The sequence below is a fragment of the Rhizobium leguminosarum bv. viciae USDA 2370 genome, from assembly GCF_002008365.1.
GTDB lineage: Bacteria > Pseudomonadota > Alphaproteobacteria > Rhizobiales > Rhizobiaceae > Rhizobium > Rhizobium leguminosarum.
The window spans coordinates 367,979-392,966 of the sequence record NZ_MRDL01000054.1; the positions used below are offsets into that span (position 1 = coordinate 367,979).

A 24,988-nucleotide genomic window follows, 5' to 3' on the forward strand; every position below is an offset into this window, starting at 1 on the left:
TCATGGGGCAGCCGCCTACAGCGCCGCGCGTCTTTTCGAGGGCCGCAAAGGACGCTGTAGCACTTTGAATGGCTGCATAATTTTTTCCTTAAATCGTTTCCGATTTAAGGAATTATGCAGTGGACGTCCGGAATCCGAAAGGCGGGAGGCGCCGGCGACCACGAGGAACATCGCCGGAAATCTCTTAAATTTAAATGAAACCCTATCGATCAGGGCCATGAAAATCGCCGGAACGCCCTGAATTACAGGGAGTTTTGCCGGCGGCTTCGCAAAGAGACGCGGACTATATCCTGTCTGCGACTTCCTCGCTCAAAGGGATCGACGGTTGCGCCCCGGCCTTGAGGCAGGCGAGCGAACCGGCAACCGCCGCACGGCGCAGCGCCGAGACAAAATCGAAGCCGTCGTCGAGGCTCGCGGCGAAATAACCGCAGAAAGTGTCTCCGGCGCCGACCGTATCGACAGGTTCGATCTTGAGACCTTGCGCCCTTGAAATCGCCCCGTCGCGAATGGCGATGACCCCATCGCCGCCGAGCGTTACAATCAGCGTCTGGCCCGTCTCCGCGTGCAGGCGCACAAGGGCTGCCTCACGCGCTGCGGCGTCCATGCCTTCCTGTCCGGCAAGCCGCTCGAATTCGGTCTCGTTAGCAATAACGATATCGGCGAGCCGGCCGAGACGCGGGGCATCGGGGATCAGCGGCGCGAGGTTGAGGATGCTGGTGACGCCCTTGGCGCGGGCGGCCGACAGCGCGCGCTCGACGGCAGCAGCCGGCACTTCGAGCTGCAGCATCAGGATATCGCCTTCGTTCATGCGGCCGATCGCCGTCTCGGCATCGGTGGGCGTGACCTGGCCATTGGCGCCGGGAACGACGGCAATCATGTTTTCGCCGTCGCCGCCGACAAGGATCAGCGCCGTGCCTGTGGGACCGTCGACATGTTTGATCAGAGAAAGGTCGGTGCCTGCATCATCGAGCAAGGCCAGCGCCTCCGCAGCGAAAGCATCCTTGCCGACGGCGCCGGCCATATGCACGTAGCGGCCGGCGCGCCGGGCCGCCAGCGCCTGGTTGGCGCCCTTGCCGCCGGCGGCCGTGGCAAAGCCGTTGCCGGCCACCGTCTCGCCGGGCTTCGGCAGGCGCTCGGTCGTGGCGATGAGATCCATGTTGATGGACCCGAAAACTGTGATCATGAATGTGTCCCGTCTTCTGGAGCCTGCAAATGAAATCATGCTCCAACTGTTTCATGCGGGCGAGACACTGCCCGAAGCGGTCACTCCTCGTCAACCACCCGGAGCTTCAGAAGGCCGGTGCGGCTTTCCACCGATTTGGCCGCGGTTTCGCTGTCGCGGGCGGGTTTTGCATCGCCGCCGCCCGCCTCGAATTCCAGCGCTTCGATCTTGGCGCCGCGCCTGGTGAGCTTGTCGGCTGACGTGACCACCATGTCGATATCCTTCTGCGCCATGGCGAAATGGCCCTGCAGCTTGCGCACCCGTTCGTCGAGGCGGCTGAGATCGTCCATCAGGATCGCCACCTCGCCCTGGATCAGATGCGCCTGCGCCCGCATGCGCTGATCCTTGAGCACGGCCTGGATGACCTGGATCGACAGCATCAGCAGCGATGGCGAGACGATGACGATACGCGCGCGGTGCGCCTTCTGCACCACCGGTTCGAAGTGCTCGTGGATCTCGGCGAAGATCGATTCGGACGGCACGAAGAGAAAGGCCGTATCCTGGGTTTCGCCCTGGATCAGATATTTCTCGGAAATGTCCCTTATATGGACCTCCATGTCGCGGCGAAATTGTTGGCCGGCGATCTTGCCGGCCTCGGGGCTGCCGGCGTCGCGGATCGCGTTCCAGGCTTCGAGCGGAAATTTTGCGTCGATCACCAGCGGCGGCGCGCCGTTCGGCATGCGGATCGTGCAGTCCGGCCGCGAACCGTTGGACAGCGTCTGCTGGAAGGCGTAGGCGCCCATCGGCAGGCCGTCGGCGACGATCGTTTCCATCCTGGACTGGCCGAAGGCGCCGCGCGTCTGCTTGTTGGACAGAATGGCCTGCAGCCCGACGACATCTTTGGCGAGCGTCTGGATATTGTTCTGTGCGGCATCGATGACCGCCAGCCGCTCCTGCAGCCGCTGCAGGTTCTCATGCGTCGATTTCGTCTGCTCGGTGATTGTCGAGCTGACCCGCTGCGACATGCCGTCGAGGCGTTGGCTGATCGTCTGGTTGAGTTCGCTCTGCCGCGCGCCGAAGACCTCGGTCATGACAGCGATGCGGCCCTGCATCTCCGCCTGGATCTTCAAAAGCTCTGCCATCCGCGCTTCGTTTTCCTCAGCGCGAAAGCTCGCTTCCTCCGCCTGCTCGCGGCGAAGGCTGGCACTGCGCAGGAGAAGCACGACCACCAGCAGGGCGAGGGCGGCGAGAACTCCGCCGATGAGCGCCAGCATGGCCGGGTTGATCGAGGCAAGGGAAAGGGCGAGCGATTCGGAATGGATGGTCATGCCGCGAGCATAACAGAAGAAACGGCAATATATAGATCAAAACGTGAACGGAATGGGCGGCCCCCAATATCCTCGCAAGCCATCGCTCTTCCTCGCTCGGCGAGAAGAAATCGCCGCCGATTTAACGATTGCTCAACCATATTGGCCAAAACCTGCGGCGCAGAAATTCCTTCCCGCGCGCGTCGCGCCAAGTACAGAGATCCCCATGACCGCCCAGCAGACCGACAACGCCCTCAGGCAGCGCCTCGATTTCATCGAACTGGATGAGGCAGCGCGCAAGTCGATGCGGGATTTGCGTCCGGTCATATCGGAGCTGATCGGCGGTGCCCTCGATAAATTCTACGCCAAGATCGCCAAGACCCCCGCGGTCTCAGGCTTCTTCGCCGATAAGAGCCATGTCGACCATGCCAAGAAGCGCCAGCAGGATCATTGGGCCAATCTGGCCGGCGGCGCGTTCGACGAGAGCTATGTCAACGGCGTGACCGCGGTCGGCCGGACGCACGCCCGCATCGGGCTGGAGCCGCGCTGGTATATTGGCGGTTACGCCATCGTCATGTCCGAGCTCGTCAAGGGCATCATGGAGAAGCAGTGGCCGTCGATCTTTGCGCGCCAGCAGGGCAAGGCATTGGCCGAGAAGCTGTCGGCCGTCATCAAGGCCGGCATGCTCGACGTGGATTATTCCATCTCGGTCTATCTCGAGACGCTCGAAGCCAAGCGCCGCGCCCTGGAAGAGGAGCGTGCCCAGGCCGAATCCGATCAGGCGATCGCGCTGGAGCAGCTGCGCCACGGTCTGGAAGCGCTGTCGAACGGCGATCTCGAAGCCACCCTTCCGTCCGACCTGCCGGGCAATTTCCGGCAGATGGCCGAGGACTACAACCGCGCCGTCAGCGCCCTTCGCCAGTCCTTCGCCTCCGTGCGCGAGACTTCTGGCCATATTATGAGCGGCGCCGACGTCATTTCCAATGCAACCAACGATCTGGCGCTGCGCACTGCCCAGCAAGCGGCAGGCGTCGAGGAGAGTTCGGCCGCCCTGCAGCAGCTGTCCGTCAGCGTCGGCCAGACGGCGGCCAATGCCGAGAAGGCTTCGGACGCCGTGCGCGAGACGCAAGAGAAGGCAAAGAACTCCGGCGAACTCGTCACCAGCGCCGTCTCGGCGATGGCCGGCATCGAGAAATCCTCGACCGGGATCTCCAAGATCATCGGCGTTATCGATGAGATCGCCTTCCAGACTAATCTGCTGGCGCTGAACGCTGGCGTTGAGGCGGCGCGCGCCGGCGATGCCGGCAAGGGTTTTGCCGTCGTCGCCCAGGAAGTCCGCCAGCTCGCCCAGCGCACCGCGGAAGCGGCCAAGGAGATCAAGAACCTGATCTCGCAGAGCTCGACCCAGGTCAATCAGGGCGTCGGCATCGTCTCCAGCACCGGCGAGGCGCTGAACGACATGATCAGCCGCATCGACATCATCAACCGTTTCGTCGCCGATATCGCCGCCGCCGCCCGCGATCAGGCGACCGGCGTCAACGAGGTCAGCGTCGCCGTCCGCAACATGGGTGCGATCACCCAGCAGAATTCGGACATGGTCGAGCAGTCTTCGGCGGAAACGCGCCGCCTCAAGGACGAGGTGGAAACCCTGATCGAGCTGCTGCGGCGCTTCCGCGCCCGGCCGGAAGGCCGTTCCACCGGTGCTGCCCGCCGGGCGGCCTGAGGCGAATAGAGCCTTTCCTGGTCAGCTTGAATCATTCTGCCGGAGCAGGTTTTCGTCAGGGCAGAGGCGATTGGCGACGGGCATACCTCTTGGTACGTCCGAGCCGATCGCCTCTGATCCTGGCGGAAAGATGGCCGGCCCTTCGGGTTGGCTGAAACGGGCCGGCTGATCGACCGGCCGGCTTGGCCGTAGCGCTTGGCTACGACGCGCGCCGGCCGGTCGACCATCCGACTCCGTTTGAGCCAACAGAATGTTTCAATCTGACCAGGAAAGGTTCTATGGCGAAATTCCAGGCGGGGATGCAAAAAAGCGTATTCCCCGCCTGCCGGATAATTCCATAGTCGGAAAAGATGGGTTATGGGAACGCCATGACCATCAAGCCACTCATCATTCTTCCTGATCCCGTTCTCCGCCAGCTGTCCAAGCCGATCGAGCGGGTGGACTCCGACCTGCAGCGTCTTGCCGACGATATGCTCGAAACCATGTACGACGCACCGGGCATCGGCCTTGCCGCCATCCAGATCGGCGTGCCGCGCCGCATGCTCGTCATCGACATCTCGCGCGAAGGCGAGGAAAAGCAGCCGCAGGTGTTCATCAATCCAGAGATCGTCAAATCCTCCGACGAGCGCTCCGTCTATGAGGAAGGCTGTCTTTCGATTCCGGATTATTATGCCGAGGTCGAGCGCCCGGCTGTCGTCTCGGTCAAATATCTCGACCGCAACGGCAAGGAACAGACCGTGGAAGCCGACGGACTGCTCGCCACCTGCCTGCAGCACGAGATCGACCACCTGAACGGCGTGCTCTTCATCGATTATATCTCGCGGCTGAAGCGGGAGATGGTCATCAAGAAATTCACCAAGGCGGCAAAGTCCAAGGCGCTCTGAGCGCTGCGTTGAAAATTCACAGGCGAGGCACTATGATATCACCGATATCATGATGGAGGTGCCGAATGGGTGACCTGCTTATTCGAGATGTTCCGGATGCAATGAAGCTGCAGCTTCAGGAAAGCGCGCAGCGCAACGGCCGCAGCCTTTCGGAAGAGGCGATCGAAATCATGCGCCGACAGATTGCCGTCGAGCGCTCAGGAGCTTCCGCCGGGCAGCGCCTGCGCTCTCTGATGAGTGACGAAAGATTGAGCGAAGATGAAGTTGAGGCTATCGCCGCATCTCGCCACGAACGCGACCGCGAACCGCCGCGCTTCGACAGATGATCGTCCTCGATACGAATGTGATTTCCGAAATGCAGGGGAGGACCCACAGCGAGCGGATATTGAACTGGCTGGACGTCTACGACGTCGAGACGCTTTTTCTGACGACGATTGCCGTCGCCGAAATGCGTTACGGTCTTGAACTCCTTGATGATGGCAGGCGAAAGACAGCGCTGGTGTCCGACTTCAATCGGATCGAGTCGGAATTTTCGGGCCGCATCCTCGGTTTTTCCCTGAGTGCGGCGCATCGCTACGGCCTGTTGGCTGGGGAGCGCAGAAAGGCGGGACGGCCGATGGAAACCAAAGATGCTATGATTGCCGCCATCTGCCTTGCCAACGGCGCGACGCTTGCGACCCGCAATACCAGAGATTTCGAGGGGCTTGATCTCAAGCTCGTAAACCCGTTTGAAGACGGTTGATCCTCAATTGGCGAGATAACATGTCTCTTCGCATCATCTTCATGGGAACGCCGGAGTTCTCGGTCCCGACCCTGCGCCTGCTCGTCGATGCCGGGCACAGGATCGTTGCGGTCTATACGCAGCCCCCACGGCCGGGTGGGCGGCGCGGCCTCGATCTGCAGAAATCGCCGGTGCATCAGGCGGCCGAACTGCTGGGCCTCCCGGTCTTCACCCCGGTCAATTTCAAGGACCCCGAGGAGCGCGAGAGGTTTCGCGCTTTCAATGCCGATGTCGGCGTCGTCGTTGCCTACGGACTGTTGCTGCCGGAGGCGATTTTGAACGGCACAAGGGATGGCTGCTACAACGGCCATGCCTCGCTGCTGCCGCGCTGGCGCGGTGCTGCTCCGATCCAGCGGGCGATCATGGCCGGCGACGCAAAAACCGGCATGATGGTGATGAAGATGGACAAGGGTCTGGATACCGGCGCCGTCGCACAGACCCGCGAGGTCGAGATCGGCCCGAACATGACGGCTGGCGAGCTACACGACCGGCTGATGCTCGTGGGCGCGAAGGCAATGGCGGAAGCCATGGTGAAACTCGAGATAAACGACCTGCCGCTGACGCCGCAGCCGGAAGACGGCGTGCTTTATGCCGCCAAGATCGACAAGGCCGAGACGCGCATCGATTTTTCCAGGGATGCCAGGGACGTGCACAATCACATCCGCGGCCTGGCGCCGTTTCCGGGGGCCTGGTTCGAGCTCGAAATCGGCGGCAAGCCGGAGCGGGTGAAGGTGCTGGCTTCCGAACTGGCTGAGGGGCAGGGTGCTGACGGGAAATTGCTGACGGATGATCTCGTGGTCGCCTGCGCCTCGGGCGCGGTGCGGCTGACCAGGTTGCAGAAGGCCGGCGGCAAACCGCTGGCGGCCGCCGATTTCCTCAGGGGCACGCCGCTTGCGGCGGGCACGAGGCTTACCTGATGCCGCGTTTCCGCATGACCGTCGAATATGACGGCGGCCCCTATGTCGGCTGGCAGCGGCAGGAGAACGGCCCCTCGGTGCAGGGCGCGATCGAGGCCGCGGTGCTGTCGCTGACCGGCGAGACGGTGTCGATCCGCGGCGCCGGACGCACCGATTCCGGCGTCCATGCCATGGGGCAGGTGATCCATGCCGATCTTTCGAAGGAGTGGTCGCCCTACCAGCTGCAGAATGCGTTGAACGCGCATCTGAGGCTCGCCGGCGAGCGCGTCTCCATACTCGACGTCGAGGCGGTTGCCGAATTCTTCGACGCGCGCTTTTCGGCGCTGCGGCGCCATTACCTCTATCGCATCGTCAGTCGCCGGGCGCCGCTGGCGCTTGAAGCCGGCAAGGCCTGGTGGGTGCCGAAGGTGCTCGATCACGAGGTCATGCACGCTGCCGCCCAGAGGCTGGTCGGCAGGCACGATTTCTCCACCTTCCGCGCCGCCCATTGCCAGGCAAACAGCCCGGTGCGCACGCTCGACCGGCTGGATGTGACGCGCAATGGCGAACTGATCGAGATCCGCGCCACGGCGCAGAGTTTTCTCCACAACCAGATCCGTTCCTTCGCCGGCACACTGAAGCTCGCCGGCGAAGGCAAATGGACGCCTGATGATGTCGAGGCAGCGCTTGAGGCGCGCGACCGTAAGGCCTGCGGCCCGGTGGCGCCGCCGGACGGACTCTATTTCATGCAGGTGGATTATCCCGAGGTGATCGTCGATCGCCGAAGGCCGGTCACCGATACTGATGATGATCTGTCATGAAAATTCCGCTCCAGCAGGAGCCTGATCAGGCGGGATAGATGCCGAGGAAGTGCTGCAGATATTCCGAAAGGATCATCGATGGCACGAGCAGCACCAGCGTCAGCGCTCCGACCATCAGCGCGTGACCGTGGCAGATCATCCGGAGGATGCGCGCCAGCACGAAGACCTGCGCCAGCATGAAGGCGAGCAGCAGCAGCGAGACGAGGCCGACGGAGCCGGGCAGGAAGAACACCAGCGCCAGCAGCAGCCCGTTGATATAGGAGAGCGGCACGCCGAGCCAGTTGACGCTGACGACGACCGGGGCGAAACGCTCGCCCATGCGGACGGCAAGCAGCAGCAGCCCGGCAAAGACCAGCGGCACGAACCAGTTGGCGACCTCGACGAGGCCGAGCCTGATATAGAAGGCAAAGTTGACATCGGCTTCGGGCGGCATCGACCGCAGAAAGGCCTGTCGCCACCAGAGCCAGGAAATACCCATCGGCGGCAGGCACCAGAGCATCGCCCAGAACGAACGATTGACGCCGCGCTCGGACATATCGAGGTAGCGGAAGCCGCGCGGATCCAGCCGGATCAGCAGCCAGAGGCCGGCCAGGTAATATTGAACCTCCCTAAAGCCCGGCATTGGCGAACCAGCGGGCGATGAAGGTTTCATAGATCGCCGTCAGCGTCTCCAGATCGGCGACAGCGACGCGCTCGTCGACCATGTGCATCGTCTGGCCGACGAGGCCGAACTCGACGACCGGGCAATAATCCTTGATGAAGCGCGCATCCGATGTGCCGCCGGTGGTCGAAAGTCGCGGCGACTGGCCGGAAACGCTTTCGACGGCTGAAGACAGCGAGGCGATCAGCGCATTGTTGCGCGTCAGGAAGACATGGCTCGGCCGATCGGCCCAGACGATATCGTAGGCCACCGGCTTGCGGTCCGGCCGCAACGCGCCGTCCCGGGCAGCAACGTCCAGGCGGCGCAGGATTTCGGCACGTAGCGTTTCAACGGTCCAGCTGTCGTTGAAGCGGATGTTGAAGCTTGCCGATGCCTTGGCCGGAATGACGTTGGTCGCCGGATTGCCGACATCGACCGTGGTCACTTCGAGATTCGACGGCTGGAAATCGTCGGTGCCGCCGTCAAACGGCGGGTTCATCAGCGCGTGAGTCAGCTGCAGCATGCCGCGCACCGGATTGTCGGCAAGATGCGGATAGGCGGCATGACCCTGGACGCCATGAACAGTGATTTTACCCGACAGCGAGCCACGCCGGCCGATCTTGATCATGTCGCCGAGCCTGTCCGGATTGGTCGGCTCGCCGACGAGGCAGGCATCCCAGCTTTCGCCGCGTTCGGCCGCCCATTGCAGCAGCTTGATCGTGCCGTTGATCGCCGGCCCTTCCTCGTCGCCGGTGATCAGGAAGGAGATCGAGCCCTTGGGCGGCCCGTTTTTCTCGATATGCCGGGCGACGGCGGCGACGAAACAGGCAATACCGCCCTTCATGTCGACGGCACCGCGGCCGAAAAGCTCGCCCTTGGAAATCTCGGCGGCAAACGGCGGATGCGTCCAGGCGGCTTCGTCGCCGACCGGCACGACATCGGTATGGCCGGCAAACATCAGATGCGGGCCATCCTTGCCGAGGCGGGCATAGAGGTTTTCGATGTCGGGCGTTCCCGCCTCGCTCGCCTTCACCCTGTCGACCGTAAAGCCGAGCGGCCCAAGCATCGCCTCCAGCGCCGACAGTGCGCCACCTTCGGCGGGCGTCACGGACGGGCAGCGAATCAGTGTCTGGAGATTGGCGACGGGGTCGGTAGCGGTCATGGCGGTCGAACTATCCGGCGGGAATGGCAAAGACATGGCAAGGCGGGGCCGCCTCGCGTAAAAAGACGCCGTCTGTTTACCGGATCAACGTCCCGGTGTCATCAATCTCTGAGCAGCTCGTTGATGCCGGTCTTCGAGCGGGTCTTCTCATCGACGCGCTTGACGATGACGGCGCAGTAGAGATGCGGCGCCGGCTGGCCGTTGCCCATCGTCGCATTGCCCGACGGCATCGAGCCGGCGACGACGACGGAATAGGGCGGCACTTCGCCGTAGGTCACCTCGCCGGTGGCGCGGTCGACGATCTTGGTCGACTTGCCGATATAGACGCCCATGCCGAGCACCGAGCCTTCGCGGATGATGCAGCCTTCGACCACCTCGGAACGGGCGCCGATGAAGCAATTGTCCTCGATGATCGTCGGGCCGGCCTGCATCGGTTCCAACACGCCGCCGATGCCGACGCCGCCGGAGAGATGCACATGCTTGCCGATCTGCGCGCAGGAGCCGACCGTGGCCCAGGTATCGACCATCGTGCCTTCGCCGACATAGGCGCCGAGATTGACGAAGGAGGGCATCAGGATCGCGTTCGGGGCGATATAGGCCGAGCGGCGCACGACGCAGTTCGGCACGGCGCGGAAGCCGGCGGCGCGGAAGTGGTTCTCGCCCCAGCCCTCGAATTTCGAAGGAACCTTGTCCCACCAGGTCGAGTTGCCCGAGCCGCCCTTGACCACATCCATGTCGTTGAGGCGGAAGGACAGCAGCACGGCCTTCTTCAGCCATTGATTGACCGTCCAGGCACAGTCGGCGGAGCGTTCGGCAACGCGGGCCCGGCCGGCATCGAGCAGATCGAGTGCTGATTCGACTGCATCGCGAACCTCGCCCTTCGTCGACGTGTTCACATTGTCGCGATTGTCGAAGGCGGCTTCGATGATCTTTTCGAGGGATGCGAGGTCGGTGGCGCTCATGAGAATTCCTTAAACTTCGATCTTTATCGTGGAGACGGCGGGGTCTCCGGAACTGCGGTTGGCGGGGTTTACCCTGCTCTACAGCATGAAGCCGTAGAACGGAATGATTTTTCCGACAAGATCATACCTGGATTCAAGGCGTTATAGCGACATATCCGGCTTCGTAGCCGGCAATACTGAAAGGCATTTCGAGATGGCGAAGGGACGAAACGGCGGTTCGCGGCGCAAGGATGGCGTATGGGACCCGCTGAAGAGCAGCTCAACCGACAGGCAGCGCGCCGAAGCCGTGCCGAAGACGCCGCAGACGATGTCGCCTGCCTACCGCCTTGCCTATGTCGACGAGGATTTCCTCTGCCGCGAGGAGCTGCGGCCGATCCGCCTGCAGCTGGAACTGATGAAGCCGGAGATGATGCTGACCGAACGCGGCATCAGGTCGACCGTCGTCATGTTCGGCGGCGCCCGCATTCCCGCCCCCGGCCAGAGCGCCTGGGCGGCCCGCAACGATATCCAGCGCGTCAACCTGGAGGCGGCTTCCGTCTATTATGAGGAGGCGCGCAAATTCGCCCGGCTCTGCTCGAAATATTCTGCCACCTTCAATTTCCACGAATATGTCATCGTCACCGGCGGCGGCCCGGGCGTGATGGAGGCCGGCAATCGCGGCGCGGCCGACGAGGGCGCCCCTTCGATCGGCCTCAACATCGTACTGCCGCATGAGCAGGCGCCGAACGCCTATGTGACGCCGGAACTCAGCTTCAACTTCCACTATTTTGCCATCCGCAAGATGCATTTCATGGTGCGCGCCAAGGCGATCGCCGTCTTTCCCGGCGGCTTCGGCACGCTCGACGAATTCTTCGAATGCCTGACGCTGATCCAGACCGGCCGCATGGAGCGCCTGCCGCTGATCCTTTTCGGGGAGGCGTTCTGGCGGAGCATCATCAATTTCGACGCATTGGCGGAATTCGGGACGATTGCGCCCGACGACGTCAAGCTGATCAGCTTCGTCGATACGGCCGAAGAGGCATGGAAGATCGTCCAGAATTTCTACGAACACCGCGAATAGGCGCTTCGGAGGGGTAAGCTGCAGAGCCTCTCCCCGTCGAGGCGGGGAAAGGCAAGGGCATGTCGCCGTCCGGCCTTAGAGCAATTCCAGCAAAAGTGCGTAGCGGTTTTGCGTCCGGAATTGCGTGAAAACAACGAGATAGTGCATGATGCCGAAAAGTGTGAGCGGTTTTCGGCATCATGCTCTCACTCTTTAACTTAGAACAGGATTGAGATTTTAGGCCGATCCGGCCTAAAAATCCTGTTCTAGAGCAGCGGCCGGTCCGGCATGTCGTCGATCGAGATGACACCGTCCTTGTTGCGGTCCATCCGGGTGAACAGCTTGTCGAAGGCGGCTTCGGCTTCCTGTTTGGAAATCTGGCCGTTCTGGTCGGTGTCGACCCGGTGCATCATGATCGAGGCACGCATGATGTTGCCGCCATGGCGCATCCAGCGCTGTCCGTCACGACCACCATGACCATCGCGCGGCGGCCGTCCCTGGTCGTTGTTGTCCGGCGTCGCGGCTGCGGCATTCGCATCCTTGCTTTCGCCGGCCTCCTGCTTGCGCTGATCTCTCATCGCCTGCATCTGCGTTTGCCGGTACTCACGGATTTCGCCCGGTGTCAGCGAACCGTCCTTGTTGGTGTCGATCGCGGCGAAGAGCTTGTCGATGCCGGCCGTCGCCTCGTCCTTGGAGACCTTCCCGTCCTTATTCGCGTCGAATTGCTTGAGCATGCGGACATAGGTGATTTCGCGGAAGGCAGCAGCCCCCGGACCGTGCATGCCGGCGTGCTGGCGCGGCCCGTCGCCGGGTGCGGCAAAGCCTGCCCCGGCGGTTGCACCGAAGATGAGGGTGGAGGAAAGCGCTGCCAGTATCAGCTTGTTGCGGTACATCGTGTTTGCCTTTCGTAAGGTGTCCCCTCACGAAAGAAGATATGGCCGCAGCCCCGGAAGACCCAGTTAAACATCGGTAAGCTAAGTGAAAACTTGGTAATCTAATGCATGTCGCCCAAAACTGTGCAGCGGTTTTGGGAGAGCGACATGTATCAAATAAAGACCTAAAGCCGTCAGCCGGTAACCTTGCCGAGGCCGATAATCTTGCGGAGAAAAGCGGCGAGATCGTCGGTGACGAAATCGATATGATCCTCCTCGCCGCTGGTCTTTTCCCACCATTCGACGACCGTCTCTTCCAGATTGCGCGGCACGAGCAGCACGGTCTGCATGCCGAGCGCCTTCGGCACCGTCAGGTTGCGCGGTAGATCCTCGAACATGGCGGCCTTGGTGGTTTCGACCCGCTTCAGCGCCGTGAACTTGTCGTAGGTCGCCTGCGCCGGCTTCGGCACGTAGTCGGCAGCGACGATATCGAAGATGTCGTCGAAATGATCGAGAATGCCGAGCGCCTCTGCCGTCATTTCGGCATGCTTGACGCTGCCATTGGTGAAGATGAACTTGCGTCCCGGCAGCGCCTTGATCGCCTCGCCGAGTTCCGGCTGCGGCGTCAGCGCCGTGTAGTCGATCGCATGTGCCTTCTCGAGGAAGTCGTTCGGGTCGATGCCGTGATGGATCATCAAGCCCTGCAGCGTCGTGCCATGGTCGAGGTAATATTGCTTCTGCAGCTTGCGCGCCTCTTCCCGCTCCATCTGCAGGAGTGCCGCGACATAGGCGGTCATGTTCTTGTCGATCTGCGCGAAGAGATTGACATGATGCGGATAGAGCGTGTTGTCGAGGTCGAAGACCCAGTCTGTGACGTGCTCGAAATCGGATTTATCAGGCGTGCGGTCGATCTTGGTCATGGCGGTCTTATGGCACGGCTGCTGCCGCAAGGAAATCGACAAGAAAGAATAGACGCCCGATTTTCGGCGGACGGCGCAGGCACGGAATGTTAGAAAGCGGTCATGCTTTTCGAACGCCCCGATGATGATACGCTCTATGATGCCCTGATCGCGCGCAGCGCCGATTACGAGGGTCAGGCCTATGTCTGCGTCAAGACGACAGGCATTTTCTGTCGCCTGACCTGCCCGGCGCGCAAGCCGAAGCGGGAAAATACCATCTTTTTCGACACGATCGCCGCCTGCATGCATTCCGGCTTCCGTCCGTGCCAGCGCTGCAGGCCGCTGGAGCAGCTGGGCAGGGAACCAATCGTCGACGAGCTGCTTGCCGCACTGGACCGCGAGCCGCAGCTGCGCTGGACCGAGGATGAACTTGTGCGCCGGGGCCACGATCCCTCGACCGTGCGTCGCGCCTTCAAGCGGGCGCTCGGCATGACCTTTCACGATATCGTCCGTTATCGCCGGCTGGGTGAAGCGGCCCGGCAACTGGCCGATGGCGCACGCGTCATCGATGCGCAGCTTGAGGCGGGATATGAATCTCCAAGTGGTTTCCGGACGGCTTTTCAGCGGCTCGTCGGCAAGGCGCCGGCGCTCTCGCAGAACCGTGAACTTCTCTTTGCCGACTGGTTCGAGACGCCGCTTGGACCGATGGTGGCCGTTGCCGACCAGACGCATCTCCACCTTCTCGAATTCCACGATCGCAAGGCACTGCCGACCGAGCTTGAGGCGCTGCAGAAGCGTGTCCGCTCCTCAGTTGCGATCGGCCGCACGCCGGCGATCGACCAGATCGAGGCAGAAATCCGGGATTATTTCGAAGGGCGGCTGACTGTCTTCAGGACGCCATTGGCACTCGGCGGCACGCCCTTCGAAAAACATGTCTGGGCAAAGCTCATCGATATCCCTGCCGGCCAGACGCGCGCCTATGGCGATCTTGCAAGGGAGATGGAAAGGCCTGAAGTGGTGCGTGCCGTCGGCCGCGCCAACGGGGCCAACCAGCTTGCCATCATCGTGCCCTGCCATCGCATCCTCGGCGCCGATGGTTCGTTGACAGGCTATGGCGGCGGGCTCTGGCGCAAGCAATGGCTACTGCGGCATGAAGAGAAGATCAGCACGCAAGCAAGGATGGAGGAGACAGCATGAACCAGAACGAAAAGGCCAAGGCATTCGGCGCATTGCACCGCAAGGGCGCTCCGGTTGTTCTCTACAATATCTGGGATGCCGGGACGGCGAAGGCGGTGACCGATGCAGGCGCCAAGGCGCTTGCCACAGGAAGCTGGTCGGTCGCCGCAGCCCATGGTTATGCCGACGGCGAAAAGCTGCCGATGTCGGTGCTGGTCGAGACAGCAAAATCCATCACCGCTGTCGTCGATCTGCCGCTTTCTGTCGATTTCGAAGGCGCCTATTCGGCCGAGCCTGAGGGGGCCGCCGCCAACGTCGCCAAGCTGGTGGAGGTCGGCGCCGTCGGCATCAATTTCGAGGATCAGGTGGTCGGCGGTGGCGGGCTTTATCCGGCCGAGAGGCAGGCGGCCCGCATCCGGGCCATTCGCGCCATGGCAGAAGGCAAGGGCATTGCCTTCTTCATCAACGCCCGCACCGATCTCTTCCTGGCCGAGAGCGATCTTTCCAAACATGCCGGTCTGGTGGACGAGGCGATCGAGCGAGGCAAGGCCTATGCGGCGGCTGGCGGCAGCGGCTTCTTCGTTCCCGGTCTGATCGATCCCGCCTTGATCGAGAGGATCTGCGCCGCATCGCCGCTGCCGGTCAACATCATGATGCGGACAGGCGCCCCTGAGGTGAAGGCGCTCGCCAAGCTCGGCGTCGGCCGCGTCAGTTATGGCCCGGGGCCTTACCGGTCGATGATGGAAAAGTTGAAACAGGAGGCAGCGGCGATTTATAGCCTGCTCTGACGTCGAATGCCCGAGGGCCGCAGGTCTGGTGTGGAAGGCTGCGGCCCGGAATGAAATCTCGTTCTGCTCAGGAACGGAAGCGCAGATTCCGCCGGCTGAGCTGGCTGACCGAGGTGCAGCCCATCAGCTTCATGCCGCGCTCGATCTCGGTACGCATCGTCTCCAGCGCCCGTTCGACGCCGGGCTGTCCGGCAGCGGCAAGCGGGAAGAGATAGTAGCGCCCGAGCCCGACGGCCTTCGCCCCCAGCGACAGCGCTTTAAGAACATGCGTTCCCCGCTGCACGCCGCCATCCATCATCACGTCGATCCGGTCGCCCACGGCGTCGACGATCTCGGCCAACTGGTCGAATGCGCTGCGCGAGCCGTCGAGCTGGCGCCCGCCATGATTGGAAAGCACGATGCCGCTGCAGCCGATCTCGGCCGCGCGCTTGGCGTCTTCGACCGACATGATGCCCTTCAGGCAGAATGGCCCGCCCCATTCGCGCACCATCTCCGCCACGTCGTCCCATGACATCGAGGGGTCCAGCATCTCGGTGAAGTATCGGCTGATCGACAGCGCGCCGCCATCCATCTTGACGTGGTTTTCGAGCTGCGGCAGCCGGAAGCGCTCATGCGTCAGCCAGTCGATCGCCCAGGAAGGCTTGATCGCGAACTGGGTCATGCCGGCAAGATTGAGCTTGAAGGGAATGGCAAAGCCGGTGCGCTTGTCGCGCTCGCGGTTGCCGCCGGTGATGCTGTCGACCGTCAGCATCATCGCCTGCACGCCGGCATTTTTCGCTCGCGCCATCATCTCGCGGTTGAGGCCGCGGTCCTTGTGGAAATAGAACTGATAGACCTGCGGCCCGTTGCTGATCCGTCTGGCTTCCTCCAGGCTGATCGTGCCGAGCGAGGAGACGCCGAACATCGTGCCGTGTTTTGCCGCCGCCGCCGCGACCGCCCGCTCCCCCTGGTGGTGAAAAAGGCGCTGTAACGCCGTCGGAGAGCAATAGACCGGCATTGCGAGCTTCTGCCCCATGACGGTCACCGACATGTCGACCTCGGCCACACCGCGCAAAACGTCAGGCACCAGATCGCAAGCCTCGAAGGCCGCCGTATTGCGCCGGTACGTCACCTCGTCATCGGCACCGCCGTCGATATAGTCGAATATCGGTCCGGGAAGACGCCGTTTGGCCATGCGCCGGAAATCGTGAAAATTATAGCAGTCTGTCAGGCGCATTTCTTTCCCCGATACCCTGTTCCCGTGTGAGGAAGATCCGCCCTTCGCAAGTGAAGGGCGCAGCCTCGGTCAGGGAACGATCAGTGTTCCGACGCCGTGCTCGGTGAAGATCTCGAGCAGCACGGAGTGGGCGGTCTTGCCGTTCAGGATGACGACGCCCTGCACGCCGGCCTTGATCGCATCGATGCAGGTCTCGACCTTCGGGATCATGCCGCCCGAAATCGTGCCGTCGGCGATCAGCGCATGCGCTTCGGCGACGGAAAGCTCCTTGAGGAGCTGGCCGTTCTTGTCGAGCACGCCGGGCACATCGGTGAGGAACAGCAACCGGGTGGCGTTCAGCGCGCCGGCAATGGCGCCGGCAAAGGTATCGGCGTTGATATTGTAGGTGGCGCCGTCACGGCCAGGCGCGACGGGGGCGATAACCGGGATCATCTCGGAGCGGGCGAGCAGATCGAGCAGCGTGCGGTCGACCTCGACCACTTCGCCGACGAATCCGAGATCGAGCACGCGCTCGATGTTCGAATCCGGATCCTTGACGGTCTTGCGCGCCTTTTCGGCGAAGACCATGTTGCCGTCCTTGCCGCAAAGGCCGATCGCCCATTCGCCGGTCTGGTTGATGAGCGCAACGATTTCCTTGTTGATCGAGCCGGCGAGCACCATCTCGACGATCTCGACCGTCTTCTGGTCGGTGACGCGAAGCCCGCCCTCGAATTTCGATTCGATGCCCATCTTGCTCAGCATGGCGCCGATCTGCGGGCCGCCGCCATGAACGACGATCGGGTTGACGCCGGACTGCTTCAACAGGGCGATGTCGCTGGCAAAGGCCTTGCCGAGCTCGGGATTGCCCATGGCGTGGCCGCCATATTTCACGACAATCGTCTTGTTCTCGTAACGCTGCATGAAGGGCAGTGCCTTGGCCAGAAGCCGTGCCTGCATTTCGCTTTCGGTTTCGTTCATGGGAACCCCGCAGAATTGTTCGCGGCCTTTTATCGCAAGTTTCTGACAGAGGGAATAATCCAGAGGGCAATAGTTTTTCGTATCTGGCGCGGAGCCGGACGCCGTTACCGTCTGGCGCACGCAAGCTTGAGATGAGGAACGGCATGCAAGGCGATGACATCGCAGACCTGATCGGCCGCGTCGCACTCGGCGATCGCAGGGCTTTCGTGGCCCTCTACAATCAGACCGGACCGAAACTTTTCTCGATCTGCCTGCGTATCTTGAAGGATCGCACGGAAGCCGACGAGGCCCTGCAGGAAGTCTATATCAGCATCTGGCAGCGCGCACGCAGCTTCTCCGTCGCCTCGGGTTCGTCATCGGCATGGCTGGCTGCGATTGCCCGCAACCGGTCGATCGATGCGCTGCGGGCGCGCAAGCCCGTCGCCGACGAATTGGACACGGTCTATGATCTTGCCGATGCCGGGCCCGACCCGGAAATGCAGACGGTGACGAAGGATGAAGGAAGGCGGATTGACACCTGCATGGAAGAGTTGGAAGCTGATCGCGCGGTCGCGGTGAAACGGGCTTATGTCGAAGGGCTGAGCTATCAGGAACTGGCCGATCAGTTTGGTGTCCCGCTGAACACGATGCGGACCTGGCTTAGGCGCAGCCTCTTGAAACTGAGAGAGTGCATGGAACGATGACATCGCCCGACAAAAGCAAGGGAGACCGCTCCCGCGACGAGGTTCTCGCCGGCGAATATGTGCTTGGCGTCCTGTCGCTGCAGGATCGCCGGGTGGTGGAAGAGCGCATGCGCCACGATCGGCCTTTCGCTGCGATCGTCAGCCGTTGGGAAACCAACCTCTCCTCCTTCAATGACGAGTATGAAGCCGCCGCTCCGAACCGGGAAACCTTCAAGCAGATCGAGGCGCGGCTTTTCGGCGATGGCCAAAGGCCCGCATCCTTTTCGCAAGGGCTCTGGAATTCCGCCGTATTCTGGCGCTCGCTGAGCTTTGCTTGCATCGTCGTCGCCGTCAGCGCCGTCATCTTCGCCTCCGGCGTGGTGCCGGAGCCGCAGGGGCCGGCACCGCTGGTAGCCTCGCTTTCGGGCCAGAACAGCACCATCAATCTTCTCGCCTCCTATGAGCTGCAGAGCGGCCGGCTGAAGATCGTGCCGGTCGCCGCCGGTAAGCCGGAGGAGAAGTCTCTGGAACTCTGGCTGGTGCCGGGTAGCGGCATGACGAGATCGCTCGGCATCTTCCAGCCGGGCGAAAACGGTGAACTTGTCATTCCTGCCGATCTGCGCAGCCAAGTCGCCGATGGCGCAACGCTTGCCGTCAGCCTCGAACCCTTCGGCGGCTCGCCGACCGGACAGGCGACCGGTCCGGTGATCGCAAGCGGTCCCTTGCACAGGCCGTAAATCGGGCGCCGGCCATGATCGTGCCGGCTGTCAATCAAATTTCTCCTGTCTGAAACTCTTTCGGGTGGCCCTCCGTAGTTCGAATTGTCCGGACGACGCTCAGGCATAAAGCCCCGCGGATGGTGTCCGGTGAGGAGAAAATCATGATCAAGTCCGTATTGCGCGGCTTCGCGCTCGCCACAGCCATGTCCGCCGTCGCCTTTGCTGCCGCCAAGAACCCGGTGGTCGGCGGTGCTGCGATGTTCGATAGCAAGAACATCATCGAGAACGCCGTGAACTCCAAGGATCACACGACGCTGGTCGCCGCCGTCAAGGCCGCCGGCCTGGTCGGCACGCTCGAGGGCAAGGGCCCCTTCACCGTCTTTGCGCCGACCAACGAAGCCTTTGCCGCGCTGCCGAAAGGCACCGTCGATACGCTGCTGAAGCCGGAAAACAAGGCGACGCTGACCAAGGTTCTGACCTGCCACGTCGTTGCTGCCGATGCGATGGCCAAGACCGTTGCCAAGATGATCAAGGATGACGGCGGCGAGCACGACATCAAGACCGTCGGCGGCTGCGTGCTGAAAGCCAAAGAAAGCATGGGCAAGATCACGCTGACCGATGAAAACGGCGGCGTCTCCCATGTGACGATTGCCGACGTCAAGCAGTCGAACGGCGTCATCCACGTCGTCGACAAGGTGCTGCTGCCGAAGATGTAAGCCCGCTCGTATCGGCATACGCATTGGGGCGCTCTTGGGGCGCCCCAAACACAAATCGATAAGGTGGCTAGCGCATAACCCCGAAAATCGGAATCGATTTTCGGAAAGGATTACGCGCAGATTCAAAGTGATAGGCTCTAGCGCGTCTGAAAAGACGCGCGGCGCTCTATCGGGCCGCTTCAACTCTCGGGAAGACGAGGGAGACACTCATGCCGGTGTCAGGGGACGAGCTCACTTCAACCTCGGCGCGGGCATTCTGTTTCAGCGACTGTACGATCATGGCGCTCAGCTTTCCCGGTTGCGGCCAGGTTACATCCTGGGGAAGACCGACCCCGTTATCAGCAACGGTGATCCTGCATCCGGTATCGCTGACGACACAGCGGAGCGTGATTTCGCCGCCATCACGCCCCACGAAGGCATGCTTCAGCGTATTGGTGAGGAGTTCGTTGATGACGAGACCGGCCGGCATGGCGACATCGACCGAAACCGGCCAGGTATCGACCTTCATGTCCAGGCGGATCCCTTCCACGGCGTGGGCCGCCATTACCGAGGCGGCAATCTGGCTGACATAGGTGCCAAGATCGACTGTGGCGCCTTTCTCTTCGTCCGACAGCGAGCGATAGAGCAGGGCCAAGGCTTCAATCCGCCCGGCCAGCCGTGCAAACCTCTCGCTTTCCTCATTCTGTTGAGCATTGCGCGCCTCCATTCGGATGAGCGCCGTGATCATCTGAAGATTGTTCTTCACGCGATGTTGAAGTTCCCGCAGAAGGACATCTTTCTCCGTCAGCAGTTCGCTGAAGCTCTCAGCGGCCGTCGCCTCATTGCGGGCAGCAAAGGCTACCAACCGGAAAAGTGGCGTGTCATCATCGTCGACGATCGTATTCGACCAAACATCGATAACGACGGTGCTCTCGGGTTCGGCCACCAGGGAGAAGGCACCAATATACTCCTCCGCAGAGGTCACGGCGGCCGTGAGCGGCACCTCTCCGGAGACCGCGGTGGAGTTCAATTTAATCTCCGGCCAGGGTTTTCCCTGAACCTCGGTTGCCTCAAGCGCCGTCAGCCGTTCGAATTCGAGATTGACGTAAATCAGCGGCTCGTCGCCACCGAGTTCGGAGACAGCCACCGCGAATGGCACATGATCGAGAAAGTGTCGAAACCGGTCGTCATCGAGGGCTTCGGCAAGATGGGGCAAGTTGCCGACGCCTTCCGGCGAAATCGGCGGGTCTTTGCTATCGGTCATCAAATTTTACTCGTGGACGCGGCTGCTCCCGCACGGCAGGAGAACTAGGGTTGCTTTAAAAACTGCGGGGACGCAAGCGCTGATCAGCGGCACGTCCATCGATTGCCGGCCACAGGGTGATTTAAGCCCGGTCATAGGTAAATGATGTCAGCAGGGTCGTGACGAAGTTGCTCGCCCTTTCCTTGACCAGGACTTCCGTCCATTCATCTGTCCCGCGCAGCCGCAAATCCGTGTAAATGCTGTCGACGGCCGCTTCTTCGATACGTTTGATATGCGTCCTGAACGACGCTTCGCCGCCGCCGTGATACATGTCTCTGATGACCATGCGCAGGATCTCCTGAATGGCGATCTGCCAGGCCGTATTGATCGATTGAAGTTCGTTCGCAGTCTCTGTCATTGACGCTTCCTTGGTGCGAGTGAATGCCAGCATGCCTTCGGCCATGCTGCAGCGCGCGATCTGCAAGCTCGTCATTTCAGACGCGGTTTAAGTCTCGAGCCCTGTCGATCGGGTTGAGATCAGCGGGCCCTGGCGCGTTTGGCCATGAGGGCAGAGGTTGCCGACACCCGGTCACTCTGCTCCCTCGCAAGCCGGGCTTCCCGCAGCCGCAACGTCTTTGCCTGTTGCGATTGGGCGTCGGATTCGAGCTCTTCGGCCGCCTGGTTCTTCGCGAAGAATTGGGTCTGGACGCTGCCGAAGGCAATCTCCGCCCGCTGGCGGGATTTGCTGTATGTCTCTGTCATGTTGGCTCCGATACGGGAGGGCTCGACGCGCGAGCGAAAACAAAAAAGGCCAGGCAAATCGCCTGGCCTTGGATTGATAACGTGCTTCCGGCAGTGCCAGTACATCCGTGGTCAAAGGGAAGCAGATACCGATTTAAGCGTTCTGGAGATTGCAAGCGGACATCTTGCCCGACTTGTTGTCACGCTCGAGGTCGAAGCCGATCTTCTGGCCTTCGACGAGGTCGCGCATTCCGGCGCGCTCGACGGCGGAGATGTGAACGAAGGCGTCGTCGCCGCCATTATCGGGCTGAATGAAGCCGAAGCCTTTGGTGGAATTGAACCATTTAACTGTGCCAGTGGCCATGATGATGAACCCTTTCATAGCAACATTGAAGAACCGCAACGCTGAGGCGATGCGGATGGTGATAGCGATTTTTGAAAGGAAGTTCGTTCAGGGCGCGGTGCCAATCGCGCGATAACCAAGCCAGCAAGCAAAATTCGATGATCGCTATCTAGCTCATCAAGCTTGCGTCGTCAACCGTTAGTTTTCCATTGGCGCCATGTTCAACTATGGGATGTCGCGGAAACCTTTACACCAAACAGCGTTCCGCGTCCGGGGCGCGTACGCCCTCTTACTTCCAGCGGGCGATGCCGACGGTTTCGGCGATCGCCTGGCGCAATTCGTCCAGCCCATCGCCCTTTTCGGACGAAGTGGACAGCACGCCGGGATAGGCGGCCGGGCGCTTGCGGATCTTTTCCGCCGTTTCTGCAAGCAGCTTCGGCACGCCAGCCGCCTTGATCTTGTCGGTCTTGGTCAGCACGATCTGATAGGAGACCGCGGCCTTGTCGAGCAGATCAAGCACGTCATCGTCGTTCTTCTTGATGCCGTGGCGGCTGTCGATCAGCACATAGACGCGCTTCAGCGTCGCGCGGCCGCGCAGGTAATCGAAGACGAGCTTGGTCCACTTGTCGACTTGCTCCTTCGGCGCCTGCGCATATCCATAGCCCGGCATGTCGACGATGGCCGTCGGCGGCAGGTCGCCGCCTTCGCCGGAATAGCCGTCCGGAACGAAGTAATTGAGTTCCTGCGTGCGTCCCGGCGTGTTCGAGGTGCGCGCCAGGCCCTTCTGGCCGACCAGCGCATTGATCAGCGAGGATTTACCGACATTCGAGCGACCGGCAAAGGCCACTTCCAACGGCCCTTCCGGCGGCAGGAAGTTCAGGGACGGTACGCCGCGGATGAAGATCCATGGGTGGCCGAAGAGCGGCTTTTCGGTTTCGGGCATGCGGGCTCTGCAATCTCTGGGTTGGGTCTTTTACCGGGCTTCGTGGTTTTGCGGGCGGATGTCAAGCTTCGAGGCCGTTTGCAGGCTATTGCCTTGCCTCCTTCTTCCGCTGCCGGAAAAGAAAAGCCCCGCCGGAGCGGGGCTTGGCAAGCGTCATTTCGATGGCGCCGTTTTTCGTCGGAACAGACCCTTCAGATTGTCGAAGAGTTCGACCTTGACGCCGTGGCGCTTCATGATCACCGACTGCTGCGCCACCGAGAGCGTGTTGTTCCAGGCCCAGTAGATGACCAGGCCGGCCGGGAAGCTTGCCAGCATGAACATGAACACCAGCGGCATCCAGGTGAAGATCATCGCCTGCGTCGGATCGGGCGGCGTCGGGTTCATGCGCATCTGCAGGAACATCGTGATGCCCATGATCAGCGGCCAGACGCCGAGATGCAGAATGGTCGGCGCCTCGAACGGCAGCAGGCCGAACAGATTGACGATCGTCGTCGGATCGGGCGCCGAAAGGTCCTTGATCCAGCCGAAGAACGGCGCGTGCCGCATTTCGATGGTGATGTAGATCACCTTGTAGAGCGAGAAGAAGATCGGGATCTGCAGCGCCACCGGCCAGCAGCCGGCGATCGGATTGATCTTTTCTTCCTTGTAAAGCTGCATCGTCGCCTGCTGCAGCCCCATGCGGTCGTCGGCGAATTTCGCCTTCAGCTCCTCCATCTTCGGCTGCATGCGCTTCATGTTCGCCATCGAAGCGTACTGCTTGCTGGCGAGCGGGAAGAACAGAGCCTTGACGACGATGGTCGTGCACAGGATCGCCACGCCGAAATTGCCGAAGTAGCGGAAGAAGAAGTCCATCAGCTTGAACATCGGCTTGGTGATGAAATAGAACCAGCCCCAGTCGATCAGCCGGTCGAACTTCGGGATCGAGTAGCTGGCCTCATAACCGTCGATGACGGGCACTTCCTTGGCGCCGGCGAAGACGAGGTTCTTCAGCTCGATCGATTGGCCGGGCGCAACGGTGAAGGCATCGTCCTTGTAATCGGCCTGATAGCGCGGCTGGCCATCGGCAAAGTGCGAGAAGCGCGCCTCATAGGCCGCACTCTGCGGCGGAACGATCGTCGCCGCCCAGTATTTGTCGGTAATGCCAAGCCAGCCGCCGGTGGATTTCGCCGGCATCACGGCTTCCTTTTCGGCGGCGCTATATTTGGTTTCGATCAGGCCGTCTTCGCCGATGACGCCGATGAAGCCTTCATGCAGCACGTAGACGGAGGGTGTCGTCGGCTTGTTGTAGCGCGTCACCCGGCCGTAGGAAGACAGCGAAGCAGGCGCCTGGCCGGCATTGCTGATCTTGTCGGCGACGGTGAACATGTAGCGTTCGTCGACCGAAATCGTGCGGGTAAAGGTCAGGCCCTTGTCGTTGGTATAGGAGAGCGTCACCGGCGTCTTTTCGGTGAGCTTGGCGCCGTCAGGCGCGGTCCACAGCGTCGAGGCGCCGGGAACGTTGCCCGTTGCGTCGCTGCCGATATAGCCGAGCTCGGTGAAATAGCCGTCCTTGGTCTCGGCCGGGCTGAACAGCGTGATGATCGGGCTCGAGTCGTCGACGGTCTCGTGATAGCCCTTGAGCTTCAGATCGTCGAGGCGGGCGCCGGCAAGGTTGATCGAGCCGGAAAGTGCTGGGGTGTCGATGACGACGCGCGGGGTCTTTGCCAGCGCCTGCTCGAGCGTCGCCGTCGCGGCTGCCTGGCCGGAAGGGGCCGTGCCGCTCGGCTGGGCCGGCGTCTCGCCGGCCGCTGCCGGCTGCTGCACCTGCTCGGTCTGCTGCTGCGCCTTCTGGGCTTCCTGCGCCTTGCGCTGGGCCTCGATGCGCGGATTCATATAGAGAAACTGCCAGCCGAGGACGATCAGCACCGAGAGAGCGATCGCAATGAAGTAATTGCGGTTGTTTTCCATCATACGTTCCTGGGGCGTCCGTCTCCGGAGCGCCGGTGTTTCGGCCTGGTTTCCACGCGGGATTTCAGTTCCGCGGCCAATTCCTGGAAGGACGCGTCAAGCACGTCCCTGCGCGCGACAACCACATAGTCGTGTCCGGGCTGCATTGCAAACCCCGCATGAAGCCGCACCGCCTCTTTCAGGCGGCGGCGCATGCGGTTCCGTTCGACCGCGTTGCCATGTTTTTTGGTGACTGTAAAACCGACGCGTGCCTGGCTGTCGGGTTCCTTCCGGTCGAGGACTTCGAGAAGGAAGAGGCCGCCCCGGCGTTTTTCGCCCTCGCGTACGGCAAGAAACTGCGGGCGGCTCTTCAGCCGCCCGACAGTGTGTTTCTTCTCACTGGTCGTCAATTCGCCCGCCATCTCTTACCG

At 61.7% G+C, this 24,988-nt stretch carries 28 protein-coding genes; 12 read left to right on the top strand and 16 right to left on the bottom strand.

Going from position 1 to position 24,988, the window contains the following annotated elements; genetic code table 11:
• Positions 1-283: 283 nt before the first annotated feature.
• Both BS629_RS33590 and BS629_RS33595 read right to left on the bottom strand, forming a co-directional pair.
• Entirely contained in the window at positions 284-1,183 is a 900-nt protein-coding gene (locus BS629_RS33590) for a ribokinase (protein WP_026188592.1), read from the bottom strand.
• An 80-nt stretch (positions 1,184-1,263) separates the two neighbouring features.
• Positions 1,264-2,490, bottom strand: coding sequence for a DNA recombination protein RmuC (locus BS629_RS33595; RefSeq protein WP_018244530.1), 1,227 nt, complete (start codon positions 2,488-2,490; stop codon positions 1,264-1,266).
• A gap of 205 nt (positions 2,491-2,695) precedes the next feature.
• Here BS629_RS33595 and BS629_RS33600 point away from each other — a divergent pair, with 205 nt between their 5' ends.
• The 6 genes from BS629_RS33600 (at position 2,696) to truA (ending at position 7,574) form a co-directional block, all read left to right on the top strand.
• Entirely contained in the window at positions 2,696-4,192 is a 1,497-nt protein-coding gene (locus BS629_RS33600; protein ID WP_018244531.1) for a globin-coupled sensor protein, read from the top strand.
• Positions 4,193-4,560: 368 nt separating this feature from the next.
• Positions 4,561-5,076, top strand: a complete 516-nt coding sequence (gene def, locus BS629_RS33615) for a peptide deformylase (RefSeq protein WP_020397424.1) — start codon at positions 4,561-4,563, stop codon at positions 5,074-5,076.
• Between the two features lie 65 nt (positions 5,077-5,141).
• Positions 5,142-5,402: a FitA-like ribbon-helix-helix domain-containing protein gene (locus BS629_RS33620; protein WP_018244532.1), complete on the top strand. Its 261-nt coding sequence runs from the start codon at positions 5,142-5,144 to the stop codon at positions 5,400-5,402.
• Positions 5,399-5,818 carry a type II toxin-antitoxin system VapC family toxin gene (locus BS629_RS33625; protein WP_018244533.1) on the top strand — a complete coding sequence of 140 codons (420 nt, stop codon included), beginning with the start codon at positions 5,399-5,401 and terminating at the stop codon, positions 5,816-5,818. Before BS629_RS33620 ends, BS629_RS33625 begins: the two co-directional genes overlap by 4 nt.
• A gap of 20 nt (positions 5,819-5,838) precedes the next feature.
• Positions 5,839-6,774, top strand: coding sequence for a methionyl-tRNA formyltransferase (fmt, locus tag BS629_RS33630; protein ID WP_026188593.1), 936 nt, complete (start codon positions 5,839-5,841; stop codon positions 6,772-6,774).
• The gene (truA, locus tag BS629_RS33635; protein ID WP_018244535.1) at positions 6,774-7,574 is read left to right on the top strand and encodes a tRNA pseudouridine(38-40) synthase TruA; all 801 of its coding nucleotides are present in this window, start codon (positions 6,774-6,776) and stop codon (positions 7,572-7,574) included. Before fmt ends, truA begins: the two co-directional genes overlap by 1 nt.
• A 25-nt stretch (positions 7,575-7,599) precedes the next feature.
• On the opposite strand, the gene BS629_RS33640 is transcribed toward truA, so the two are convergent.
• The 3 genes from BS629_RS33640 to dapD form a co-directional block, all read right to left on the bottom strand.
• Positions 7,600-8,196 carry a hypothetical protein gene (locus BS629_RS33640; RefSeq protein WP_018447757.1) on the bottom strand — a complete coding sequence of 199 codons (597 nt, stop codon included), beginning with the start codon at positions 8,194-8,196 and terminating at the stop codon, positions 7,600-7,602.
• The gene (gene dapE, locus BS629_RS33645; RefSeq protein WP_018244537.1) at positions 8,183-9,376 is read right to left on the bottom strand and encodes a succinyl-diaminopimelate desuccinylase; all 1,194 of its coding nucleotides are present in this window, start codon (positions 9,374-9,376) and stop codon (positions 8,183-8,185) included. Before dapE ends, BS629_RS33640 begins: the two co-directional genes overlap by 14 nt.
• A gap of 101 nt (positions 9,377-9,477) precedes the next feature.
• Positions 9,478-10,338 (bottom strand): 2,3,4,5-tetrahydropyridine-2,6-dicarboxylate N-succinyltransferase, encoded by an 861-nt coding sequence (dapD, locus tag BS629_RS33650; protein WP_018244538.1) that lies wholly within the window; start codon positions 10,336-10,338, stop codon positions 9,478-9,480.
• 193 nt (positions 10,339-10,531) lie between these two features.
• Between dapD and BS629_RS33655 the strand changes: the two genes are divergently transcribed.
• Positions 10,532-11,398 (top strand): LOG family protein, encoded by an 867-nt coding sequence (locus tag BS629_RS33655; protein WP_026188594.1) that lies wholly within the window; start codon positions 10,532-10,534, stop codon positions 11,396-11,398.
• Positions 11,399-11,643: 245 nt separating this feature from the next.
• Here the strand turns inward: BS629_RS33655 and BS629_RS33665 are convergent, their stop codons facing one another.
• On the bottom strand, positions 11,644-12,270 hold the full coding sequence (locus tag BS629_RS33665; protein ID WP_018244540.1) for a CREC-EF hand family protein: 627 nt from the start codon (positions 12,268-12,270) through the stop codon (positions 11,644-11,646).
• A gap of 173 nt (positions 12,271-12,443) precedes the next feature.
• On the bottom strand, positions 12,444-13,169 hold the full coding sequence (locus BS629_RS33670; RefSeq protein WP_018244541.1) for a pyrimidine 5'-nucleotidase: 726 nt from the start codon (positions 13,167-13,169) through the stop codon (positions 12,444-12,446).
• Positions 13,170-13,271: 102 nt separating this feature from the next.
• On the opposite strand from BS629_RS33670, the gene BS629_RS33675 reads away from it, so the two are divergent.
• Together BS629_RS33675 and BS629_RS33680 are read left to right on the top strand one after the other, a co-directional pair.
• On the top strand, positions 13,272-14,345 hold the full coding sequence (locus tag BS629_RS33675; RefSeq protein ID WP_018244542.1) for a bifunctional transcriptional activator/DNA repair enzyme AdaA: 1,074 nt from the start codon (positions 13,272-13,274) through the stop codon (positions 14,343-14,345).
• Complete coding sequence (locus tag BS629_RS33680; protein WP_018244543.1) at positions 14,342-15,112, top strand: isocitrate lyase/PEP mutase family protein; 771 nt, start codon at positions 14,342-14,344, stop codon at positions 15,110-15,112. Before BS629_RS33675 ends, BS629_RS33680 begins: the two co-directional genes overlap by 4 nt.
• A gap of 67 nt (positions 15,113-15,179) precedes the next feature.
• On the opposite strand, the gene BS629_RS33685 is transcribed toward BS629_RS33680, so the two are convergent.
• Positions 15,180-16,328 carry an alpha-hydroxy acid oxidase gene (locus BS629_RS33685; RefSeq protein ID WP_018244544.1) on the bottom strand — a complete coding sequence of 383 codons (1,149 nt, stop codon included), beginning with the start codon at positions 16,326-16,328 and terminating at the stop codon, positions 15,180-15,182.
• A 69-nt stretch (positions 16,329-16,397) separates the two neighbouring features.
• Positions 16,398-17,285, bottom strand: a complete 888-nt coding sequence (argB, locus tag BS629_RS33690; RefSeq protein WP_018068726.1) for an acetylglutamate kinase — start codon at positions 17,283-17,285, stop codon at positions 16,398-16,400.
• Between the two features lie 143 nt (positions 17,286-17,428).
• Between argB and BS629_RS33695 the strand changes: the two genes are divergently transcribed.
• The 3 genes from BS629_RS33695 (at position 17,429) to BS629_RS33705 (ending at position 19,382) form a co-directional block, all read left to right on the top strand.
• Positions 17,429-17,968 carry a sigma-70 family RNA polymerase sigma factor gene (locus tag BS629_RS33695; protein ID WP_018244545.1) on the top strand — a complete coding sequence of 180 codons (540 nt, stop codon included), beginning with the start codon at positions 17,429-17,431 and terminating at the stop codon, positions 17,966-17,968.
• Positions 17,965-18,684 (top strand): anti-sigma factor, encoded by a 720-nt coding sequence (locus tag BS629_RS33700; protein WP_026188595.1) that lies wholly within the window; start codon positions 17,965-17,967, stop codon positions 18,682-18,684. The genes BS629_RS33695 and BS629_RS33700 overlap by 4 nt, the downstream gene beginning before the upstream one ends.
• Positions 18,685-18,827: 143 nt before the next feature.
• Positions 18,828-19,382, top strand: a complete 555-nt coding sequence (locus tag BS629_RS33705; protein ID WP_018244547.1) for a fasciclin domain-containing protein — start codon at positions 18,828-18,830, stop codon at positions 19,380-19,382.
• Between the two features lie 166 nt (positions 19,383-19,548).
• Here BS629_RS33705 and BS629_RS33710 read toward each other — a convergent pair whose 3' ends face one another.
• The 7 genes from BS629_RS33710 to rnpA all read right to left on the bottom strand — a co-directional run bounded on the left by BS629_RS33710 (position 19,549) and on the right by rnpA (position 24,979).
• Positions 19,549-20,625 carry a sensor histidine kinase gene (locus BS629_RS33710; protein ID WP_032981392.1) on the bottom strand — a complete coding sequence of 359 codons (1,077 nt, stop codon included), beginning with the start codon at positions 20,623-20,625 and terminating at the stop codon, positions 19,549-19,551.
• 121 nt (positions 20,626-20,746) lie between these two features.
• Entirely contained in the window at positions 20,747-21,022 is a 276-nt protein-coding gene (locus BS629_RS33715) for a hypothetical protein (RefSeq protein WP_026188596.1), read from the bottom strand.
• 119 nt (positions 21,023-21,141) lie between these two features.
• Complete coding sequence (locus BS629_RS33720) at positions 21,142-21,366, bottom strand: hypothetical protein (RefSeq protein ID WP_018244550.1); 225 nt, start codon at positions 21,364-21,366, stop codon at positions 21,142-21,144.
• Between the two features lie 133 nt (positions 21,367-21,499).
• On the bottom strand, positions 21,500-21,709 hold the full coding sequence (locus BS629_RS33725) for a cold-shock protein (RefSeq protein ID WP_018244551.1): 210 nt from the start codon (positions 21,707-21,709) through the stop codon (positions 21,500-21,502).
• A gap of 268 nt (positions 21,710-21,977) precedes the next feature.
• On the bottom strand, positions 21,978-22,631 hold the full coding sequence (gene yihA / locus BS629_RS33730) for a ribosome biogenesis GTP-binding protein YihA/YsxC (RefSeq protein ID WP_011650240.1): 654 nt from the start codon (positions 22,629-22,631) through the stop codon (positions 21,978-21,980).
• A 153-nt stretch (positions 22,632-22,784) separates the two neighbouring features.
• Entirely contained in the window at positions 22,785-24,578 is a 1,794-nt protein-coding gene (gene yidC, locus BS629_RS33735) for a membrane protein insertase YidC (protein ID WP_077988771.1), read from the bottom strand.
• Positions 24,578-24,979, bottom strand: a complete 402-nt coding sequence (rnpA, locus tag BS629_RS33740) for a ribonuclease P protein component (RefSeq protein ID WP_018068735.1) — start codon at positions 24,977-24,979, stop codon at positions 24,578-24,580. Before rnpA ends, yidC begins: the two co-directional genes overlap by 1 nt.
• Positions 24,980-24,988 lie beyond the last annotated feature (9 nt).

What these genes read in the sequence shown, in the direction of transcription:
- dapD (WP_018244538.1), bottom strand. Translation starts at nt 10,338, where the DNA reads ATGAGCGCCACCGACCTCGCATCCCTCGAAAAGATCATCGAAGCCGCC.
- argB (WP_018068726.1), bottom strand. Translation starts at nt 17,285, where the DNA reads ATGAACGAAACCGAAAGCGAAATGCAGGCACGGCTTCTGGCCAAGGCA.
- BS629_RS33720 (WP_018244550.1), bottom strand. Translation starts at nt 21,366, where the DNA reads ATGACAGAGACATACAGCAAATCCCGCCAGCGGGCGGAGATTGCCTTC.
- BS629_RS33700 (WP_026188595.1), top strand. Translation starts at nt 17,965, where the DNA reads ATGACATCGCCCGACAAAAGCAAGGGAGACCGCTCCCGCGACGAGGTT.
- def (WP_020397424.1), top strand. Translation starts at nt 4,561, where the DNA reads ATGACCATCAAGCCACTCATCATTCTTCCTGATCCCGTTCTCCGCCAG.
- BS629_RS33710 (WP_032981392.1), bottom strand. Translation starts at nt 20,625, where the DNA reads ATGACCGATAGCAAAGACCCGCCGATTTCGCCGGAAGGCGTCGGCAAC.
- BS629_RS33640 (WP_018447757.1), bottom strand. Translation starts at nt 8,196, where the DNA reads ATGCCGGGCTTTAGGGAGGTTCAATATTACCTGGCCGGCCTCTGGCTG.
- BS629_RS33695 (WP_018244545.1), top strand. Translation starts at nt 17,429, where the DNA reads ATGCAAGGCGATGACATCGCAGACCTGATCGGCCGCGTCGCACTCGGC.
- dapE (WP_018244537.1), bottom strand. Translation starts at nt 9,376, where the DNA reads ATGACCGCTACCGACCCCGTCGCCAATCTCCAGACACTGATTCGCTGC.
- BS629_RS33590 (WP_026188592.1), bottom strand. Translation starts at nt 1,183, where the DNA reads ATGATCACAGTTTTCGGGTCCATCAACATGGATCTCATCGCCACGACC.
- BS629_RS33625 (WP_018244533.1), top strand. Translation starts at nt 5,399, where the DNA reads ATGATCGTCCTCGATACGAATGTGATTTCCGAAATGCAGGGGAGGACC.
- BS629_RS33670 (WP_018244541.1), bottom strand. Translation starts at nt 13,169, where the DNA reads ATGACCAAGATCGACCGCACGCCTGATAAATCCGATTTCGAGCACGTC.
- BS629_RS33595 (WP_018244530.1), bottom strand. Translation starts at nt 2,490, where the DNA reads ATGACCATCCATTCCGAATCGCTCGCCCTTTCCCTTGCCTCGATCAAC.
- BS629_RS33685 (WP_018244544.1), bottom strand. Translation starts at nt 16,328, where the DNA reads ATGCGCCTGACAGACTGCTATAATTTTCACGATTTCCGGCGCATGGCC.
- fmt (WP_026188593.1), top strand. Translation starts at nt 5,839, where the DNA reads ATGTCTCTTCGCATCATCTTCATGGGAACGCCGGAGTTCTCGGTCCCG.
- BS629_RS33655 (WP_026188594.1), top strand. Translation starts at nt 10,532, where the DNA reads ATGGCGAAGGGACGAAACGGCGGTTCGCGGCGCAAGGATGGCGTATGG.
- BS629_RS33715 (WP_026188596.1), bottom strand. Translation starts at nt 21,022, where the DNA reads ATGACAGAGACTGCGAACGAACTTCAATCGATCAATACGGCCTGGCAG.
- BS629_RS33705 (WP_018244547.1), top strand. Translation starts at nt 18,828, where the DNA reads ATGATCAAGTCCGTATTGCGCGGCTTCGCGCTCGCCACAGCCATGTCC.
- BS629_RS33725 (WP_018244551.1), bottom strand. Translation starts at nt 21,709, where the DNA reads ATGGCCACTGGCACAGTTAAATGGTTCAATTCCACCAAAGGCTTCGGC.
- BS629_RS33665 (WP_018244540.1), bottom strand. Translation starts at nt 12,270, where the DNA reads ATGTACCGCAACAAGCTGATACTGGCAGCGCTTTCCTCCACCCTCATC.
- BS629_RS33680 (WP_018244543.1), top strand. Translation starts at nt 14,342, where the DNA reads ATGAACCAGAACGAAAAGGCCAAGGCATTCGGCGCATTGCACCGCAAG.
- yihA (WP_011650240.1), bottom strand. Translation starts at nt 22,631, where the DNA reads ATGCCCGAAACCGAAAAGCCGCTCTTCGGCCACCCATGGATCTTCATC.
- truA (WP_018244535.1), top strand. Translation starts at nt 6,774, where the DNA reads ATGCCGCGTTTCCGCATGACCGTCGAATATGACGGCGGCCCCTATGTC.
- BS629_RS33675 (WP_018244542.1), top strand. Translation starts at nt 13,272, where the DNA reads ATGCTTTTCGAACGCCCCGATGATGATACGCTCTATGATGCCCTGATC.
- BS629_RS33620 (WP_018244532.1), top strand. Translation starts at nt 5,142, where the DNA reads ATGGGTGACCTGCTTATTCGAGATGTTCCGGATGCAATGAAGCTGCAG.
- BS629_RS33600 (WP_018244531.1), top strand. Translation starts at nt 2,696, where the DNA reads ATGACCGCCCAGCAGACCGACAACGCCCTCAGGCAGCGCCTCGATTTC.
- rnpA (WP_018068735.1), bottom strand. Translation starts at nt 24,979, where the DNA reads ATGGCGGGCGAATTGACGACCAGTGAGAAGAAACACACTGTCGGGCGG.
- yidC (WP_077988771.1), bottom strand. Translation starts at nt 24,578, where the DNA reads ATGGAAAACAACCGCAATTACTTCATTGCGATCGCTCTCTCGGTGCTG.